A 20,007-nucleotide genomic window follows, 5' to 3' on the forward strand; every position below is an offset into this window, starting at 1 on the left:
TTCTTACGCTCTTTGCGGTTAAAAAAAAGTACACAGATGATACGGATTCGCTAGGCGAAAACGCGTATTAGAACGGATTTTTTATTAGGTGTATGGGTTTTTGTCCTTTCAGGGCGATATTTACTGTTCATTTTGGTTCGCACCATGCTTTCTGCTTTTCGGGCTTTCAGCCCTTTTCTTGTGTTCTTTGCTGTTTAAAAAAATGTACGCGGATTGGGGCGGATTTTTTTATTGGCTGTAGATGGCTTTTGCTCTTTCAGGGCGATATTTACTGTTCATTTTGGTTCATAGTGCTTGGCACCATGCTCTCTGCTTTTCGGGCTTTCAGCCCTTTTTCCTTGCGTGCTTTGCTTATACCTTTGCGGACTTTGCGGTTAAAAACTTTAGTCCTTTTTTTCTTTAAATATTCTTTTTATCATAGACTGCGTTAGGGATGGAAGCGATATCCTTTTGCGATGACCGTTCATTTAAAAATTCCTTTAAACTTCTATCGCAAAAGATTTAGCGGACAGCCCGACCCAAAGGGGAACGCCATAATAATTGTTGTCTTTAATAGATTGGAATTTAGTTTGTTATTGAAAAACTTTGGTGTCGACATCGTTTATAAACTGAATTACTCCATTCATGAAGATTTTTTGATCGTCCCACATGGCGAGATGACTTCCATTTGGGCAATAGAGATAACGTCCTTTTTTGACTAATTTGCTTTGTTCTTCCATTGCTTTTGGATCCATAGTGTCATATTTTGCGCCAATCATTAAGGTTGGAATTGTAATTTCATGCAAGCGATTTTTAATATTCCAATTGGCTAAACGACCACTGATGCCAAATTCACTAGGTCCCTGCATTAAGCTGTAGATTTCACTATTGATATGTTTGCTGGCACGATTGAGGCCGTCCGGCCATTCTTTTAGTCTGCATAGGTGTTTTTGATAAAAATTTGGAAGAAGTAATTCCATATACCGTGGGTTGTTGAAATCTTTTTTGGCTTCAAGGGCTCTGATTTCTGCCAGTACTTCTGGTTTCATTTGTTTTGAAAGTACTTCATCGGCATATTTTCCGTAATCTGGGGCACTGGCCATCATGTTGGATACGAGTAAACCCTTCATGTTTTGTTGATATTTAAGGGCGTATTCCATGGCTAAAATACCACCCCATGAGTTCCCAAGGACATAAAAATTATTATGATCGGCGTCGATTGCTTTGCGCACTTGTTCTACTTCTTCCACAAAACGTTTTGTAGTCCATAAGCTGCTGTCTTTTGGCTGATCGCTATAATAAGATCCTAACTGATCGTATTCGTAGAACTCAAATCCTTCGCGTTGAAAGAATGTCTCAAAGCATTCCATATACTCGTGCGTCATTGCAGGGCCTCCATGAAGCAACAGTATTTTTATTTTTGGATTGTTTCCAAAACGTTTTGTCCAAACTTTAAATTCTCCAACAGGGGTTTTTATAGGTATCATCCTGACGCCTGCCGATTCTACTTCTGACTCCTTATTGTAAGTAAAGTAGTTGGATAATGAGTCGGTTTTAGATTCGTTTTTACAAGAAATCAACAGTAAAAAGGCAAGAATGACAATACTATAACGCATAACTTTGGAATTAGTGATTTAGAACATTCGTTTGTAATTAAAAATACGAATTTATTTTTGATTGAACTCATGAAGAAATTGGTAATAAGATTAATTGAGCATTTACTTCAAAACTCTTAAATCAGTAGAGGAATGAAAGTGTGGAAAAGTTTATATTTACAGCTTGTTTGTAATTGTCGTAAGAAGTCAAATTTCCTATCTGCGACTCATGCAGAATTAGTTAACTGTACGATTAAAATTTATTTCCTTTTTTGTTACTATGAATGTACTAACGCTTCCTGACGAGTTAAATCTTGATCAATCAAGATTGATTAACGTCTATGATTATACTAGTTCGAAAAGGATTTCTAAGCAGCAAATTATTCTGAATCAGAATGTATTTAGTTTTTTGATTGAAGGTACAAAGGAAGTTGTTTTTGATAATTCGGCTGTATCGATCGATGCTTCGAAGTTTCTTATTATGAAATCGGGACATTGTTTAATGACGGAGAAGCTTTCGGATTCGTCTAACTATAGAAGTGTTGTTTTATTTTTTTCGAATGAAATTCTGCTGCGATTTATTAGAAAAATGGAATGGAGAAAGGAGGAAGCTGAAGAATGTAAGTCTGTGCGCGCTTTTGAATATGATGTGTTTCTTAAGCGGTTTGTAGATAGTTTGGTAGATATTTCAAAACTTTCGATTGAGATTAAAAGTAAGTTGCTGGAAGTTAAGTTTGAAGAGTTAATGCTTTATTTGGTGGGGATGTACGGTACAGAGTTTTTGTATTCGTTAACAGTAAAAAGCGATGATTCTTCACAAAAGTTTTTTCAGATTATAGAAAGCAGTCATCTTAGTAAATTGTCATTAAAGGAGTTGTCTTTTTTGTGTAATATGAGTGTTTCGACTTTTAAAAGGGAATTTGAAAAACATTATTCGGAATCACCCATTAAATGGTTTCAGCATAAAAGGCTGGAGTTTGCTCATTATTTACTTCATCAGGAGCAAAAAAGTGCTTCAGAAGTTTATTTTGAAGCAGGTTATGAAAGCTTATCCAGTTTTACTCAGGCTTATAAGTCAAAATATGGAGTAACACCAAAACAGGCACAGAAAAAGTGAGCTTTTGGCTATAGTTTTTGAGCCTTTGTCTCCATTTACTTTCTATTTTCAGGGTTAGATTTGTTTAAAATCTTAAACCATAAAAAAATGAAAAAAGTAAATGCAATTTTGATAATGTCCTTAATTTTTACCACAACAATTTTCGGACAGAAGACTTTTACACTAACCAGTAAAGATTTGGGAGGTGAGCTTACTAAAGTACAGGAATTTAAAGGATTTGGCTGTGCCGGAGAGAATCAATCTCCTCAGTTGCTTTGGAAAAATGCGCCAGTTGGAACAAAAAGTTTCGCTGTGACCATGTATGATCCAGATGCGCCAACGGGAAGTGGATTTTGGCACTGGATTGTATTTGATATTCCTTCAGATGTAAACGAACTGGTAACTAATGCGGGGGCTAAAGATAAATTTCCGATAAAAGGTGCTGTTCAAAGCATTACTGATTATGGAATAAAAGGATTTGGGGGCCCTTGTCCGCCGGAAGGCCATGGATTTCATCAATACATCATTACTGTTTATGCTCTTAAAACGGATAAATTAGGACTTGATGAAAATACCAATCCGGCTATCGTAGGGTTTAATTTATGGAATCAGACTTTGGCAAAAGCAAGTATTGTTGCTTATTATAAAAGGTAATTTTCTGTTTAAGAAAAAATAAAGGGAATCTCTAACTGTGAGATTCCCTTTTTTCTTATGATATTGCAGCCAGTTTTGATGTTTTGGCAGTTTTGTTATGATATTTATATTTCATTTTTTTATGCATAAGTTATAGGTATTTTAATTATGTGGTGATATCTTCTAATAACAAGGTAAACGGAATTTGTAATATCGGGACATAGTTATCGGTTACGGAATAAGCCGTCAGCATGAAGGCAAATGTTCCTGCATTGGTTTGCGGATTATTGGTTTGCATCCAGCTGTTTATTCCTTCCGTGATCATATCGGCTATATCTTTTCCATGATCGGCAACAGTCAGTGTGGTTGGGGTTACCAATAAGACTGGCACATCTATAGGGAAAGTGGTTCCCGGAATGATGTAGGTATAATCACACTGCATCTTAATGGTAAATTCTGTAATAGCACTGTTTATATTTTCGGTTAAAGCATCAAACAATGCCAATAACTGAACATTAAGGGTACGGGTTGGCTGTACCGGGTAAGTTGCTGTTCCAATGGTATTAATATCTATTGCGCTGTTTGCATTGAGCAACGGAATTAGCTTGTTGTAGAACATCACCTGTGGTGTCTGGTAGATAAATAGCGGATTGGTGGTTTGCCAGGTTCCGTCCTCATTTTCTAACAGTTCTTCGTTTCTGATTACTGCTACGCTGCTCCAGGCATTTTGTGCGCTTAAAATATCTAAACCATTGAGCAGAACCGTTCTGGATGGATCATTATTTCGGTTTTCATAAAGAAGGTATACTTGATTTCCGTCATTGTCGAGATTATAATAGAGGAATTCATTGGTTTTACCCTCGATAAGTTCGCTGGTATAACCTGCAATCGTAACATTAATGGTCACATTAGCCGATTGCTGGTTAGTGGAATCAATAGTCACAATTAAGTATTCGGTGGTCTCTTGCGGACTTTCGGTGATGGTATAAGCCAATGTAAATGGCGGAGCCGGCGCGGCATCGAAAGCTCTTGCATTAAAGCTTACCTTTCTCGGATTAACCTGATTGGTTATTGACCATTGTGTCGCTACCTCATTAACAATATCAATAAAGGCAAGCATGGCATAACGGGCATTAATAGCCAAAGTGGAATCGGCTTTTAGAGTTGCAGGGGTTAGCATGGCAAGACAATTATCGAAATCGGCATTGATTAGCGGATAGGAATCGATGAATTGAGCAAATGCCTGATATAAGCCTAAATTAGGGGTATTGGAACTGGCATTAAAGCTTTGATTTTCGTCGGTAACGTTAAACTGGATTTCGGTTACAATAGTATCCTGTGCCGCAGAAGGATTTTGGTACGTATAGTAATACTCCCATATACGAGCCTCCTGTATGGTAATTGGCTGCTGCTGGCCAGTATCATTTACCGGATAATCAAAGTTCTGTGCCGATATCGACGGTGGTGTCGGATAGGCGCGCAACGGTACCGGTATGGTGGTTTTACCAACATCACTCATGCCGGCAAGTGGGCTCTCTTTGTGATCTATTTCGGCATCCAGAGGTACAATAAAGGTAAGCCATGAAGAAGCAAGATAATCTGCTAAATCAGGTACTTGTGTAATGTCAAATTCCAGATGGCTCACTTTGTATTCCATATCGCCAAAAGAGAAGCTACGGCTGTCGGCAGCATCTTTGGCTTCAAACATATAAGTCAACCAGGAATTGCCATTAGCCGTTGGAACTTTTGCGGTAGATAAAGAGTACTCTGTCGATTTCAGAATGGTATCGGAACCGTCAGCAACCGGATCAATACCTAGCATTTTTCCGTATAAATTAGGAACATAAGGCGGTTGCGGAGGGACATTGTTTGAATTCGCATATTCACTGCCTTTATAGGCCGAACTTATACTCGCCGTAGTCTGTACAGAAGCAATATAACGATAAGCATTCGCCAGTTGAATCAAAATTTGCTGTTTCCATTTTTCCTGTGCATTACCAATATTCGAAGGACCTTTTCCGGCATTTGGCTCAATAATAAAGTCTATAGTTCCTTCAATCGCTTCGGCCAGTTTTTGTTTGGCATCCAAAATCAATTGCAGGTAATCCGGATCTCCGGTAAATACTTCATCTGCGGTCAGTAAAAATGCAGGAACTGAATAGGTTGGGCTTAGGAATTTATCAACGGCTTGTAAAAACTGCAAGCCCCAACTGTCCATATCAATACTGGTGTAATTTTTAGTCACACCACTATCGGTTGGATAAGGTTTGCCTTGTTGATACGTGTTTATTTTAGCAGAGAACGATTGTAAGCTGGTTGCCAACGGAATCGGGGCGAAATAGTATACCTGCTGATTGTTGAACCCGAATTTAAGACCATTTGCTCCGGTGCTGTCAAAACGAACCATCCATAGCGGTGCATTTGCAGTGGTGTCACTATTGCCTTTGGTAAGATTGGCTCCGGTCGCAGCTTTAATTACAATACCAGTATTTGGCTGATTGATAAAAGCAGCTTCAAATTGTTCGGCAAAATAGGTCAGTGCCAGCATACCGTTCACACCGTTTTCTGATAGAGGCTGTATAACGGTATTGGATGAAGCGACTCCCGCTACATTAGCAAAATTAGGATCTAAGTTTGCGATACGTTTCATGGTTAAACTTGTCGCAACCAGTGAAATTTCGGTCAAAGTCGTAATATTAGCAGTGTTTACTACAGTACTTATGGTATAGGTTTGAATCGCTGCAGGCTGTTGTCCTGCAATGATTGCATTTAAATATACGATGATAGGATTGATAAAATTGGTCAGTAAATCACTGTTAGCTATACTATGGTCTGTTGGAGTAATTACCCCTTGTGCATTGGACTGATCTTCTACGGTTGTGGTGTAATGAATAACCATATCACTGCTGCTAAGCTGATAATAGAGATTCATAAACGTAATAATATCGATCTGAGCATTATTCTGAGCTCCGTCGCCCACATAGCGAACAGTATTAAAATTAAAGTTCAGACTGATGTTGGGTTTACCGCTTACCGGGCTGAATAAATACGATACCGATACCGATGGCCATTGACTGAGCGCAATAATGGCATCAGAATATAGCAGCTGCATAGACGCATTCAGCGGAGTTGTACTGCTTGGAGGGATATTTCCGAACATGTCCTGCCAGTTCATTACCATTTGTACCGTAGTTCCAATACCGGCATATGGGTTTGGGTATTTAGGATCAGTGCCCTGCTGTTGTACATATTTGTAATAAGGTACAACGGCGCTGTAGTTCCAGTCTTCAACATCATCATTGGCGGAAGCATTTCCGTTTTTGGTATTTTGAATGGCCTCGTCGTCCATAGAATCTACCGGACCTGCGGGCATTGGGTTAATATAGGCGGGAATAGAAGGTACCGTTAATCCAATAAGGTTGAACTGAGTCTGCAGGTATATTTGATCTTCGGCTAAGGTTGGTACAGGCTGTGTAGGGACATAATCCCCCGGATTTTTACGGGAAACTTCGTAACCAACTGTTCCCGGTAACAGAGTAGCTACACGTGTGGTATATTGCTGAGCGACAGGAGCAGTGTCCGGAGACTGAACATAAACAGAGGTATTCGTAGTGTCAATAGTATCGCCAATCACAACGCTGTTTACAAACGGACTTAAGATCAAATTGTCATAAGTTATGACTAGTGCAATAGTTGCCATTCCGGTACCTGCAAATAGTGTATCCGGTAAACCTTTATTCTCGCTGTTGTTGTAATAGAAGTAGAAACCGCCACTGCGAACAATACTGCACTCCCACAATAATTTAATAAAATCTCCTGCATTGTTCAGGGTATTGTAATCTCGTTCGGGAGTTTCAAGGACAAAACTTCTTGCCAGCATTCCTTCTACAGGATTCGTTTCTGTAGACAAATTCGCTTGTACAATGGCTGTTTTATAGCCTCCGTTGGCATCTGAAATATAACCTCCATCTGAGTTTTGAGTCGGATCAGGCTGGTACAGAATCTGAATTTGCTGTATGGTTTTGGTTCCATCGCTGTCACCGTGTGTGTTCAGGTAGGTCAGTAATTCCTCTAAATAAACAGTTCCTGCATCGTCGGCACCTACCAGATTGTACATGTTGTTGGACAGAGGAGTAACCTGACCGTCTACTGCTGTTATTTTTTGTAAAGAAAAATTAACAACTGTACCCCAGGTATAATTTTTTACCGTTGCCTTAGTGGTCCCTGTACTGGTTGTGGTTAAGGTTTTAACGTCAAATTGCCAGTTTCCTTCCTCTGCAAAAATGGTAGTTAAGTTAGACGGTAATTTCCAGATGACCGGTTTGTTGGTAATACCGGAATAATAATCCCCCGGATATTGCCATAATGCCGGAGCTCCTAATGAGAAGGTCTGCGGAGTATCATTGTAGTTGATAAGCGCGGTTGGACCATAAGTAAGAGTTGGTGATAAGGTAATCGATGCCACATCCTGTATGTGCTGAATTTCACTGTCGTCAATCGTTATGGTTAAAGTATTATTGGTACCTGATACCATATTAATCCAGCTTACATTAGGATTTTGTAACAGTACAGAATATTTATCACCTGCTTTTAAAGTCGAAGGAATTGCAATCTGCTGACCTGTTAAAACATATAGAGGCTGTGTTGTTCCTTTAGCTGCATCCGGTGGCTGTGGCAATCTTAATCCGTGAAGCATAAAGCGCGATGCCATACCGCCAATTCCCTGTACGCTGTCTGTAACTGCATTAGAAACCACATCGCTTACTTTGGCTGAAAGTGTTTCCTGTTTGTCCAGATAATCAGCCGCTGCCTGTAGGGCCTGTTTAGCCAGTAACGCTACAAAATCGGTAAACATAAATGTAGGGAACGATAAGTTTGGCTGATCTTCATACGTTGGATCACTTACATTGCCGCAATCAGTAGAATCGTAATATTCTGCCGTAATGCTGGATTGATATTCTACTGCAGATGAGGCAAGTAATACGGTGATGTCGCTAATGTAATTTTGAGTTCCCGTCATGCTCTGGGTCGCAAAATTAATCGGGGTCCCCGCAGTACCATTGAGATCAGTGTTTAAAATCAATTCAGGAACTACAGGGAAAACTGCTGCGTCCATACTTCCGTTTTGCGAAGCGTCAACAGCACGAATGTTTAACTGGAAATAAGTACTGAAAAAGGTTCTGATGTCGTTGTTCGACGTATTGATATAGTTGAATGGTGCTACATGATTAGGTCTTGTATTGAAGTAGCAAAGCAGTGTACTGATTTGACCGGCAGTCAGGGTTTGTTCTTTTAGCCAGTCCAGACCGGTATTTTCGCTTGTATTTCCTATAAGAGCATTAATGGCCCAATAGAGCACTCCTTCGGTTAAAGCAGCAAGACTGTTATCGTTAGGATCAGTATTGATATACAACATCGAGGCATACTGCGGTCCTGCTGAAGATACGGTTAATTGCGGGAAGAACAGTAAATCCAAAGGTACTTTTGCAGCAGGCTGTATCGGCTGCCATTTTAAATATACCGGAGCGGCGTTAAGGCTCATCATGCTTAGATTGCTGCTGGTCATATCTAATGCTGCTCGCTGTCCTGATCCTTTTACCGGACAATAGTTCCATGGTGCGAGAGCCGAGGTATCGCTGCCAATGATAAACGAAGCCGTGATTGTAGCGCTAAAGTGTAAGGATACTTTAATAGAGAAGAATCCTAAGTTGATTTTTACAGTCAGTTTTACTGAGACACCGGCTTCAAAAGTAATTGGTATTGGTTTGTAACTTTCGATGATCATGGTGATATAGGCATAGGCCATAATATCAAGTCGGGCCGAGATAATCGCAAAATTGATCTCGCCGTAAATGTGTCCGGTTAAACCAAAAGTTCCCTGAATTTTAAAGTACGTTTCATCGTGCGTACTCAGAGAAGTATTGGCGCTGAAAAAGCCGAGAACTCCCTGAAAGATCCCCACAGCAGTCAGGGAAAGTCCTGCTTTTAAAATACCCTGATCGACAGTTTTACCTACTCCTAAAGAAAGACCTAAACCAAATTCGATCACCGGATTAAACACACCACAAGTGGTGGTCGGAACACTACTGGAAGTGGCTCCGCTTAGGTAGCCGAAATAGAACCCTCCGAAACCTACAAACGGAAATACCTGTACCGAGAAGGAACGGGAGAAATCAGTAATGCTGGCCGGGAATCCAAAATCCAGAAAGAAGTTTCCATTGGTGTATATTTTTACACCAATAATCGGAAGGGTAATTGAAACGGCTCCAAATTCTAAATGTCTGAACTGATCCGGTAATTGCAGATCAATCTGATACATTCCGATAGAGTCGTTTATTTTTTTATAAAGAATTTCAAATTGAAGGTTCTTGAATGCACCTGCTTCCTTACTTACTCCAACCAACAATCCATACATATTTGGGTCGTTGAATACAGCTGCGATTCGATAAAATTTAGCCACCGTAAAGTCAGTTCCGATCAGCCAGTTGCTGTCCTGATCAAAAACAAGTGTTCCCGGTTTGGTGGTGGAGGTTGCTGCCGGTACGGGTATCGCAGTGGAACTTTCGTCGGACGAGCTGGTAAATGCAGTAGATAATGCTGTGATGGTGGCATCTACGGAGTCCAGACTTGGAACGTCGTACATCGTAACATGCTGTCCCATAGCGAGTAGTTTCAGGTCGAAAAACTCGCTTCCCATTCCCGGTACAGCCGGCATTTTAGTGGCATCGCTTCCTTTACCGTCTTTTTGTAAGGGCGAATCACTTTCGATAGGCAATCCTAAGAAAGTACCGTCAATATAGATATAAACGCCACTATTGGCAATCGATTCATCTTTGGTGATTTTGAGTGCTTTTATATTGATAAAGCCTAAATCTACATTAACCGGAATACTGGCTACAATAGTACTTTTAGCTGAATCTTTGTAGCGGGTATATTTAAACTCGAAACCGGAAAGATCGATACTATCTAGTAAATTCCATGGAGCCGATAAACTAAATCCGGGGCTAAAAGTGCCGACCAATGTTGTGATAATTTCACCCAGTGATATTTTATCAAATCTAATGTCGATAGTATCGTTTTGTGCACCACTGGTGTAGGTAATTGTGCTGGCAAATTCCGGTATTTTTAAATATACTTCGGTATCAGGTGTGCCAAATTTGTATCCCACGATAAAAGTCAGTCCGAGCATTTGTCGGGCATCGGCTGTACCGGTAATGGTTCCCGATGTTTTACCATCGGTGTATGTAATGTCAACATTGGCACTCAAATCCAGATTGAAAGAGCTGTATTGTAAATGCCAGGCGACATCACCTTTTATGTTGTAGATCGAAGATTTTGCTTTATCATTAGGCAGAACATCTTTAAAACTCACATTGCTGATGCTCGGTAAATTGTCTTTTACCCAACTCGGAATGGTGTCGTACCCCATACCAAAGGCCTGTAGAAAAGTAACCGCAATATCACTTAAAGAAATTACCTGATCGGTTCCGGTACTGGCACCAAAAGTCCAGGCTTCGGCATCATAAGCGGCATATATGTTTAAATCAACTCCGGAATCGGGAGTGGAAGGGCCTATGTGAAAAGTCCCCGCTATCTGCCCCGTGGTTGCTCCCTGTCGACTGTTGATGTCTAATGTTAAACCGGTCATGGTAAAACTTAAGTCCGGATTGGTTAGGGAGAAAAAGGTCCAGTCTGAAACAACATTGCAGTTTACAGAATAGTTTTGTGATGTAGGAGCAATCAGCACATTTAAGATCGTAATTTCTGAATTTAAATCAAGCGAAGTACCACTCCAGAACATACTTAACAAATCACCTAACTGTATCGTACCTGAATCGAGACTCACCTGCGCTTTAAAACTGGGTGCTGTTGTTGCAGTTAAGGTTAATAGGTTTGAATTGGGCGGACCAATGGTAAAACTACCTGTAATAGTAAAAGAAGTGGAAATAGATTGAGAATTGCCGGGGTTTTGAATCATGGCAATTATACTAATATTAGTTATTGCCATTTTAGGCAGGATCTGCCAGACATAGGTGGGGGCCGTACCTATACCAACCGATATGTAATTTACCTGTTGACCCGTTGCGTCATACATGATATCTATTTCCTGTAACCCTAAGTCAGTTAATGTACTAAAAGGCTGTGGAAGTGCAGCACTTAAATTTACACCTCCTACTAATTGAAAAAAGTTGGATATGTTGGGTAATGGAGCATTAAAACTTCCTTGAAACAACCAGGTATTATCGACAACAGGATAGCTCATCTTTAAAGTCAGACTCACCCCTGTGTTAATTGTTCCTCCTATGAATCCAAAAACGGTCGCGTCACTTTCGTAAACCTGAACACCGATAAAAGGATTGGAAAATGAGAACCAATTTATTCCGGCAATTTCCCATGAACCGTTATTCTGCGTGGCAGTTAGATTTGAAAGAATTCCAATATCTGAATCACTGAAGATAAATGAGGTTTGCATGGCCATGCCACCTATTGAATTACTGTTTCCTGTAAGCGTAAACTCCAGAAGAGTATCATTCCATTGGTCTGGTTGTAATGCTGCTTCGCTAATGGTAAAATTAGTTCCGTCGATGATACCGGAATAAAAAGTACCAATTCTATCTGTATTAAATACATCAGGTACAAGGTAAAAAGTACCACTTCCATTTATGATCTGTGTCTGAATGGATTCGTACAAGCTTTTTAATGTCAGTTTATCTTGTGCCATGCTTATTTATTTTTTAAATACTGTAATAGATAAAATACTCCCATAAGCATTTTATCTTCACGTTGATTGTGAAAAAATGTTCTTAATGAGCGAAAATAGATCTGACCGGAAGTGTCTGCGCCTTCAAATGCAATAAGTATAGCAAAAGCTAATATTTCTGCTGGTACATCATAGCTGCCATCTTCAATATCTCTTTTCCAGTTGAGGAGGGTAGATCCGATAATAGTACTTACGTCTTTCATCGATTCAGGATCCTCGGCAGCATTTACTGCATTAAGAGGAAGTGTAGGATATAGGGTAAAAGTATCATTAAGCTGACTGGTTAGTGCGAGATAATCTTTACCGAAGTTTAATACTAGACTGTTGGTTGCTGCCCCTTCAAAAACGGGAGGCATATCAGCAATAAAGTAGAGATAGTTAAAAGCGTATAGAGGTAAAGATCCCATATTTACAACTACAATGTTGTTCGGTTTACCCTCTAATGCTGTAATAGCATCCGGTAAAGCTGCGTCATTATAGTTGTAAGTTTTGATTCTTGTGGGGATCTTATTTTCGATAATCCAATCTCTTAACGGATTATTTTCCAATTCAGGATTTGTTCCTTCGATTAATCCATTGAATTCTTCATAAGTTTCATTGGATAATGTTGAAATAACAACCATGACAGTTCCCTTAACCTGACCGCCAACTAAAGCTGTTTTGTCCTGTGCGATGGCTATACTGGTTGCTAAATTAAAGAGTGCTGTGGCGATGTTAATGTCTTGGAAACTAAGAGAGTCTATTCCGTATACCGGCATCATATTAGTCTTTTTTGCTAGCAATGAAGTAGTGATTTGATTGTAAATAGGGTATTTACCAGCATATTCAGATTTCAAAAAATAGTCAATATTTGTAGCATCCATAACCGGATCAGCTATATAGTAACCTCTTTTAGCAAAGGACAAAGGGCTTAATGCTCTTGAATTATCAAGGGATGTATTTAATGTTGGGATTTCATCTGCAGATTGTATCAGACTGGGAGCCTGTTTCCATTGATAAGGCTGTAATATTAATAAATACTGAACATAAAAGTACGTTGCTATGTTCTGGCTCACAAGATCTGCTCCTCCAGTTATACCTATTTTATAAATAGGTGGTCCAGATGATCTGAATGTAGTTTCATCAACAAAAATAAAAGTTGCATCCCCCATGATTACAGGGGTATAAGGATTTTTGGGATCGAATTGAGGAAATAATATCGCTATTTTTTTGATATCATTAAGGAAATAAATCACCTCGTAGGTTCCTTTTAATCCCAGAGAAACCATTCGGTATATAATATTGGCTGCGGTAGACTGATGGCCCAAACCTCCACTGGAAAAAATTATAAACCGTAGCTGGTCCTCAGTCTTAGGATCCTTTAAAAACGCTTTTAATGCAGCCAGATTTTTGTCAAATGACGCATCGTTTATCTGGGCTGCTTCATCAAGTAATTTTGTTATGGTAGAACTAAATGGCATATCTTTAACTTTTTACGTATGATCCGTACCAGCCTAAACTCTCAGGTTTTGCATTGGCGGCTGGGTTGCCAAATAGCATAAAACATATATTTCCTCCCGGTGGAAAAGATAAACTGAATACCTCTAAAGCAATATTATTGATCTTCATCAGATAAGCAGTAGTTGCTGTACCGGTTGCTTTTTGCAGCATGATGGAGCCAATATTTAGCTTAAGAACGCCCTGCAAACTAAAAGAAGGAGCTTGCGGATTAACTCCCGGTAATTTTACTCCTGCCCAGGCACCTTTTGCACCCACGCACCAGGCCATCATAAAGGTTGAGGTAAATCCGGCTGAACTTGCAAGTGACCCCAGTGTTCCCATATTCAGGTTAAATACCAATGCATACCATTGACCGCTTACGCTTTGCTGTTGCTGTAAAGAGGGTATAGCTACATTCAGATAGCCCTGAGAAGTTGGACTATTAGTGGCATCTCCGTTGGTTATACCCGACAATTGTAAAGGAAAATGAGAATACAAACTGTCTTTCCTTGGAGTGCTTTGTCCCACATCAAATGACATCTGACTGATGTCGAACACGAAAGTTTTGGTCGTGGGAGTTTCTAACTGAAAGGTAAGATCAACATACATATTAGAATAGGAAAGTCCTCTGAAATTGTTTGTGGTACTCTCGGGTTCCGTTCCGAAAGAGAATAAATCAAAACCTTCGAGATCATTGTAATTGATAAAACCCCAGAAAGAGAACTTAGCATTAACCGTATCGCTCGTCACATCGTTTTGAGATACCACGGTAACAAAAGCAGTTTTGATAAACTCAATATCAGTTATAATATTGGTATTTACAGGATTCAGAACATTATCGGAGGTATTGGTAAAAGCATACGACGGAACTCCATTGTTGTTTTCGTAAGTACCTGTCAGTACAATTAAATTGGCACGGTTAGAGGCATCAATTTTTTCTCCAAAGAGTTTGTTGACAGTAAGCGCCAGATAACTGTTGTAGTTGTATATTTTGCTGTTGGTAAATACAATCTTTAATTGCAATACCACAAAATCATAATCTACCGTACCATTGATCGGAGCCGTATTTTTATAAACCACAGGATCGGAGCCCATGCTTTCAAAAGTAGGATCTTCGTAATCGATCAAAGCAAACATCGAGCTGGTAGGCTGCATAGAAACGTTACCTTTGTCATTGTTTACAATACTAATGTCAACCCCAAAATGATGTGCATAAAAATTATCTAAATCGATACCGGCAAGTAGTCCCTGTAGTTCTTTTGGAAAATCCTGTACACTGATATCAACGCCTAGTGCGATAATTCCCTGCCAGTTAGGATTGGTCGCAATGTTGTAAAAATTTAGATAATCATTATCGTGCTGTACCGTATACTTGTCCATTCCGCTTTGGATGTACTGTTGTAGCCACATACTCAGATTAGGCAGCCCATTACTGCTGGTATCATTAAAAGTATCCGGAGAATTCCATCCCTGAATGTTTTGAACTTTATCGGTTAGCTTCCCGGTGCAGAATTTAAAGATGATGACATTTTTGTATTTTCCGTTGGCAGGTTCTTTAGGGACATTCAATATAAAAGGCCATTCCGCAATCTCCATTTCATTGCTGAAATTATCCAGGACATAAGTTCCGTCGCTCAGTTTTTGATTGTATGAGATCACCAAAAACAGCTGATTGGACTGTAAGGCGGTTTGTAATGTTGAACTTGGCGGTGTAAATTGTAAATTAAATATTTTAGAAAGAGTGCCGTTTGATGTCAAAAATTGATTGCTGGCCAATTGTAAGGTATTCCATTTGCCATCGTTAGGATTTACATTTACATAAAATCCTTGCGGGCTGGTCGAGGATATTCCACTTTCGTTGTCGTTTACGCTTGCTCTGGCATTTAATAATCGGCTGGCAGTAGGTGGAAGATTTTCAGAACTTACTACATTAGCAATAATTGCTTTTCTTGTTGGGTTAAGTATTTGTTTTTCGAACAAGGAGAAATCAACATTTTTAGACGGAGTAGCCGTTACAGCTCCGTAGGGTACTAAAGGGAAAAATATAGTTTCTTTAGCAGCAGATAAGACGCCTGATCCGGTGGTCAGGTGACTGAACAGTGGAGATTGTGAATCTTTATCCGGAGAGAATAGAGGAGACCCTTGAGGCTGAGCATGGTAAACGACCGGTGTTTGTTCAGAATTAGCTAAAACTACACCATTCCATGCTGTAATATAGCTGTTCGCCAGCCATTCCTGAGTGGTATTACTGCCTACAACATTTTGCGTAGCCTGAATAGGGAACTGTGGTGCAAATGCATTCTGATTGGTCTGGTAGTAGAGCCAGTCTCCCGTTCCGGTAATGGTATTGTTGATATCGATAAACTGAGGCGTAAAACTGATGGTTTCTGTAGAACCCAGTCCGCACATCAATTGCACCTGATCGTTGGTGTCTACATTGTTTTGATACGAAATGTCAAGTGTTAGAGATGATGCGCCTTGAGGTGTCATGTACCAAACGGCATTTGGGTCGTCCGGAGTCTGCTCGCTAAAAACCAGCATCGAACTGTTTTGTGTTGGGTAATTTAGGGAAACACCATTGTTTGTAAAATTCGTATAAGGAATTAAAATGAGTGGATATCCAAAATTAGTCAGATAATAAGAAGACAGTGCTGAAAGCCTGCTTTGTTGAGTAAAGGTATTGTAGGTTAATCCCAAATAGGCAAAATAAGTATTTACTCCGGCCTTATTCAGTAAATCACAGGGGAAAATACTACTCTGCATGGTGATTAAATCGTTCAGACTTCCTGCTTCAATCAAGGCGAAAGTAACCCTTGTCAGTACACCGCTGTTCGCATTGTTGTTAAAACTATATTGATTGCTTACATTAAAACCGATAAAGTCTGAAGCGGCATCAAAACCAAGTACAAACCTGATGTGACCTTGTCCGACACCCGTAAGAGGTATTTCGATAGTACTCTGAATCTGACTTGAAGAAGCAATATTATTGGGTCTGAAACTATAGTTGGCCGATCCTTGCTGACCGGATATTATCATCGTGTTATTGGTAGTATCGAGTGTTAGCAAGACATTGTTGTTGCTTATAAAAAGCGTTGCAAAATCATTCCCGAAACTGTAGTTGAACCCTGTTAGAACAGAATAGACCCCATTGGCGCCTCCTGTTAAAATTAGTTGGGTAGTGTTGTTTGCAGTCAGCGCTGTATTGGGATTTTCAAACCAAACAACCGATGCCGACTGATAAGTTTGCAGCGGACCAAGAAATGAATATACATTGCTTACAAACGTATTGATGTCAATGGTGGGGGCATTTAAAGAAAATAAAAAATAACCATTGTAACCGGAAAGTTCATCCAGACCTATTGAACCACTTGCAGGTCCTGTAACTCCATTTGCCAGTAAATAGGCGAACCAACTGTTATCTTTTGCTGCCAGATACAAGGAAGAATTGCCCGACGAAGTATTTGTGAATTGTAAGGTTGCCATATCTTTTTTGTCTAAAGGTCAAAGGTTAAAAGTCATAAAGTTCAAAGGCTGAAGGTTTCAGGTTCCAGGTTTCAGGTTTCAGGTTTCAAGTTTCAAGTTTCAGGTTTCAGGTTTCAAGTGAGACTGCGACTGAAAACTGCAACTTTTTTTTTATAGTTCCATCTCACATCCCACAACTGGTTACTCATAAACATACCATCCTACTAAGTCACCCTTAAAAGGATAACTGGTATTATTTTCTTTGACCGTGTAGGTCAAATCTGCTTTCAGGGTTGAAACTAACGGAGAGAAATTCAGGTAAATACTGAGGCTTCCGCTGGTAGCACTTGCTCCTGATTTTAGATCAAACTGATAAATTGGATTAGTGGGAGTTAAAGATTCTACTCCTACCAAAACGGTGGATAAATATAAAGTACAGACTACAATTTTGCCTGTGGGATCAATAGCGTAATGTATTAATAAATCGCCAAAATAACGTTCTCCTGTAGTTCCGCTTGCGACTATAGGCGGAGCTATTTTTTCAAGAGGTAACGGTAGGGTATCCTGAGCCAGCGCAGCCATAGGTAATGTGACAAACATCAGAATTAATATCACTTTTAAAAGGATATTTTTATTACAAATGAAATGGCTATAGACTGTTTTTGATTTCATAAATAGAATTGACTCCGGAGGGATTTGTCTCATGATTTTAGTTAAGATCAGGCCGCGATCTGTTTGGCAAACACAACTTCGTTTTCGCTGTTCAAGTCAGTGATTTTTCCATGACAAGGCTTTTGACCGTACAGGAGAAAGTGGCACCGATCCTAAAATCCCATTTTGTATCACAGGCCCGGGACCTGAAAGAGGAACTACAGTTGAAGTTTCGCCTCCCAGTGCAGAAGTAAAGGTTGTTGTTGATACTTCCATGCCCTCAAGAACTGAAACAAGGGTAGATGCTTTGATGCTGTTTACTGATATCGCATCTTCCGGGTAAGGATAAGTTACCATAATTTTAATACTAGTTTTATTTCTATTGTAGTCCAATGTTTTCTGGTATAAGTAGGATAAAAGGAGATTTCCTGGGCTAATGAATAGTTAGGAAGTATGGGATAAACCAGTAAAGACTGTTATCGATATAATATTTATAGTGTAGATTGGGGTCTATACAAGCAGTTTCCTACTTCATAAATATAATTTTATCCCAGGAAAATATCCTGGTTGTTTTTAATTAAGACCAAGTTGCGATTTGTTTCGCAAAAGCAGTTTCGTTGTTTCCGTCCTGATCCGTTGCACGCCCGCTTGCTGTAACCTGACCACTGTCAAGGCCGAATTGAGCTCTGAAACTGATAAGGTCGATTTGTAGCTTTTGCGCCCCAGCTTTAAACTCTACATTTGTAGCTGTTGGCTGTACAGGAGAAAGGGTGATTGAGCCTAAATTTCCTGCTGATGAAGTAAAAGTAGTAACAGATACTTGCATTCCTGACACAATAGAAACTACTGTTGTTGCTTTGATACTGTTCACTAAAAGTGCTTCTTGTGAATACGGGTAAGTTGCCATAATTTATTTGTTTGTTTGTGTTTCCTACTCATAAGGCTTTTCGGAATCCGCCTCGTTTTTTTGTAAGTGGGTTCTGGCTCCACTGTTTTTGGTACATACAATATTAGATAAAATATGGTTTTTTAAAGCGAGTATAAATACTTGTTTTTAAGTTAATTACAATTTTTTAACAAGACAATGCTTTGTTGTTTGGATTGCTGGTAGAGCCCAATAGATCTGGTGAAATTAGCTGTGCAGTTTTGGTAGAATAGATTTTAAGAGATGTGTAAAGAGTAAAGAGTAAAGAGTAAAGAGTGTCTCATAGAAACACATTGCTCTATTATAACGCTCTGCGTTTTATTAAAAGTGAAACGCCTTATTTTAGGCTGTAAAAGTCTATGTTTCTATGTGTTTAAGGCATAGCTACAGAGCATAAGGATTTCAAAAATCTGCACAATCTGCCAAATCTGCGAGAAAAACATTCAACACGTAGATAGATAGGTTTTAAGAGATGTGAAAAGAGTAAAGAGTAAAGAGTAAAGAGTAAAGAGTAAAGAGTGTCTCATAGAAACACATTTCTCTATTATAATGCTCTGCGTTTTATTAAAAGTGAAACGCCCTATTTTAGGCTGTAAAGTCTATGTTTCTATGTGTTTAAAGCATAGCTAGAGAGCATAAGGATTTCAAAAATCTGCACAATCTGCCAAATCTGCGAGAAAAACATTCAACACATGGATAGATAGGTTTTAAGAGATGTGTAAAGAGTAAAGAGTAAAGAGTAAAGAGTAAAGAGTAAAGAGTGTCTCATAGAAACACATTTCTCTATTATAATGCTCTGTGTTTTGTTAAAAGTGAAACGCCTTATTCTAGGTTGTAAAAGTCTATGTTTCTATGTGTTTAAGACATAGCTAGAGAAAAGATACAACAGAAAAAATCTGCGTGGAAATACTCCACGCATAGAAACATAGTTTTTATAAGAAGAAAAGAATATTAAATTAGTTTATTACTGGTGGCATAAGCGATGGCCTCAGCAATATTTCCTACCCCGAGTTTGGTGAACAACTTTCTCTTGTGAAACTTAATCGTATCAGCCGATACAAACATACTTTCGGCCATGTTGGCAATGGTAAAACCCCTTATAGAATATTGCAAAACCTCCTTCTCACGGCTGGTCAGTTCTATCTTTTTTAGCACCTTCCAAAAGTCTCCTTCAAGGTCATAACTGAAGATCTTATTTTCTCCCTTTTTATAAATTTTAATATTCCCCGACTGCAATTCAGAAGAAAGTGAGATAATACAAATCGATTTCCAGATTTTTCCATCATTGGTCAGGAAAACAGGAGTCAGTTTTTGATTCACTAAAAAAGTCTTTCCATTGGGATTCTTCAATCTAAAGTCATAGGAGATGGTATGATTCAGACGTTCTTCTACAGGAATATTTTGATAGAAGTCAAAACCTATGGTA

At 39.3% G+C, this 20,007-nt stretch carries 10 protein-coding genes; 2 read left to right on the forward strand and 8 right to left on the reverse strand.

What is annotated here, in order from left to right; translation table 11 throughout:
* Window positions 1-572: 572 nt before the first annotated feature.
* Window positions 573-1,595 carry a proline iminopeptidase-family hydrolase gene (locus C245_RS0121655; RefSeq protein ID WP_017498710.1) on the reverse strand — a complete coding sequence of 341 codons (1,023 nt, stop codon included), beginning with the start codon at window positions 1,593-1,595 and terminating at the stop codon, window positions 573-575.
* 259 nt (window positions 1,596-1,854) lie between these two features.
* On the opposite strand from C245_RS0121655, the gene C245_RS0121660 reads away from it, so the two are divergent.
* Window positions 1,855-2,691, forward strand: coding sequence for an AraC family transcriptional regulator (locus tag C245_RS0121660; RefSeq protein WP_017498711.1), 837 nt, complete (start codon window positions 1,855-1,857; stop codon window positions 2,689-2,691).
* Window positions 2,692-2,778: 87 nt separating this feature from the next.
* Complete coding sequence (locus C245_RS0121665; protein WP_017498712.1) at window positions 2,779-3,324, forward strand: YbhB/YbcL family Raf kinase inhibitor-like protein; 546 nt, start codon at window positions 2,779-2,781, stop codon at window positions 3,322-3,324.
* 145 nt (window positions 3,325-3,469) lie between these two features.
* Here C245_RS0121665 and C245_RS0121670 read toward each other — a convergent pair whose 3' ends face one another.
* The 7 genes from C245_RS0121670 to C245_RS0121700 form a co-directional block, all read right to left on the reverse strand.
* Window positions 3,470-12,025, reverse strand: coding sequence for a hypothetical protein (locus C245_RS0121670; RefSeq protein WP_017498713.1), 8,556 nt, complete (start codon window positions 12,023-12,025; stop codon window positions 3,470-3,472).
* Between the two features lie 2 nt (window positions 12,026-12,027).
* Complete coding sequence (locus C245_RS0121675; RefSeq protein WP_017498714.1) at window positions 12,028-13,524, reverse strand: hypothetical protein; 1,497 nt, start codon at window positions 13,522-13,524, stop codon at window positions 12,028-12,030.
* Window positions 13,525-13,528: 4 nt separating this feature from the next.
* Window positions 13,529-17,026: a hypothetical protein gene (locus C245_RS0121680; protein ID WP_017498715.1), complete on the reverse strand. Its 3,498-nt coding sequence runs from the start codon at window positions 17,024-17,026 to the stop codon at window positions 13,529-13,531.
* A gap of 180 nt (window positions 17,027-17,206) precedes the next feature.
* Entirely contained in the window at window positions 17,207-17,710 is a 504-nt protein-coding gene (locus C245_RS0121685; protein WP_157495927.1) for a hypothetical protein, read from the reverse strand.
* A 63-nt stretch (window positions 17,711-17,773) separates the two neighbouring features.
* Window positions 17,774-18,013 (reverse strand): hypothetical protein, encoded by a 240-nt coding sequence (locus C245_RS0121690; RefSeq protein ID WP_017498717.1) that lies wholly within the window; start codon window positions 18,011-18,013, stop codon window positions 17,774-17,776.
* A 220-nt stretch (window positions 18,014-18,233) separates the two neighbouring features.
* Window positions 18,234-18,563 carry a hypothetical protein gene (locus tag C245_RS0121695; protein WP_017498718.1) on the reverse strand — a complete coding sequence of 110 codons (330 nt, stop codon included), beginning with the start codon at window positions 18,561-18,563 and terminating at the stop codon, window positions 18,234-18,236.
* Window positions 18,564-19,532: 969 nt separating this feature from the next.
* On the reverse strand, window positions 19,533-20,007 hold a 475-nt coding region (locus tag C245_RS0121700; protein ID WP_017498719.1), incomplete at its 5' end, for a response regulator transcription factor.

Origin of the sequence: Flavobacterium sp. WG21 (assembly GCF_000335775.1) — a bacterium.
GTDB lineage: Bacteria > Bacteroidota > Bacteroidia > Flavobacteriales > Flavobacteriaceae > Flavobacterium > Flavobacterium tructae.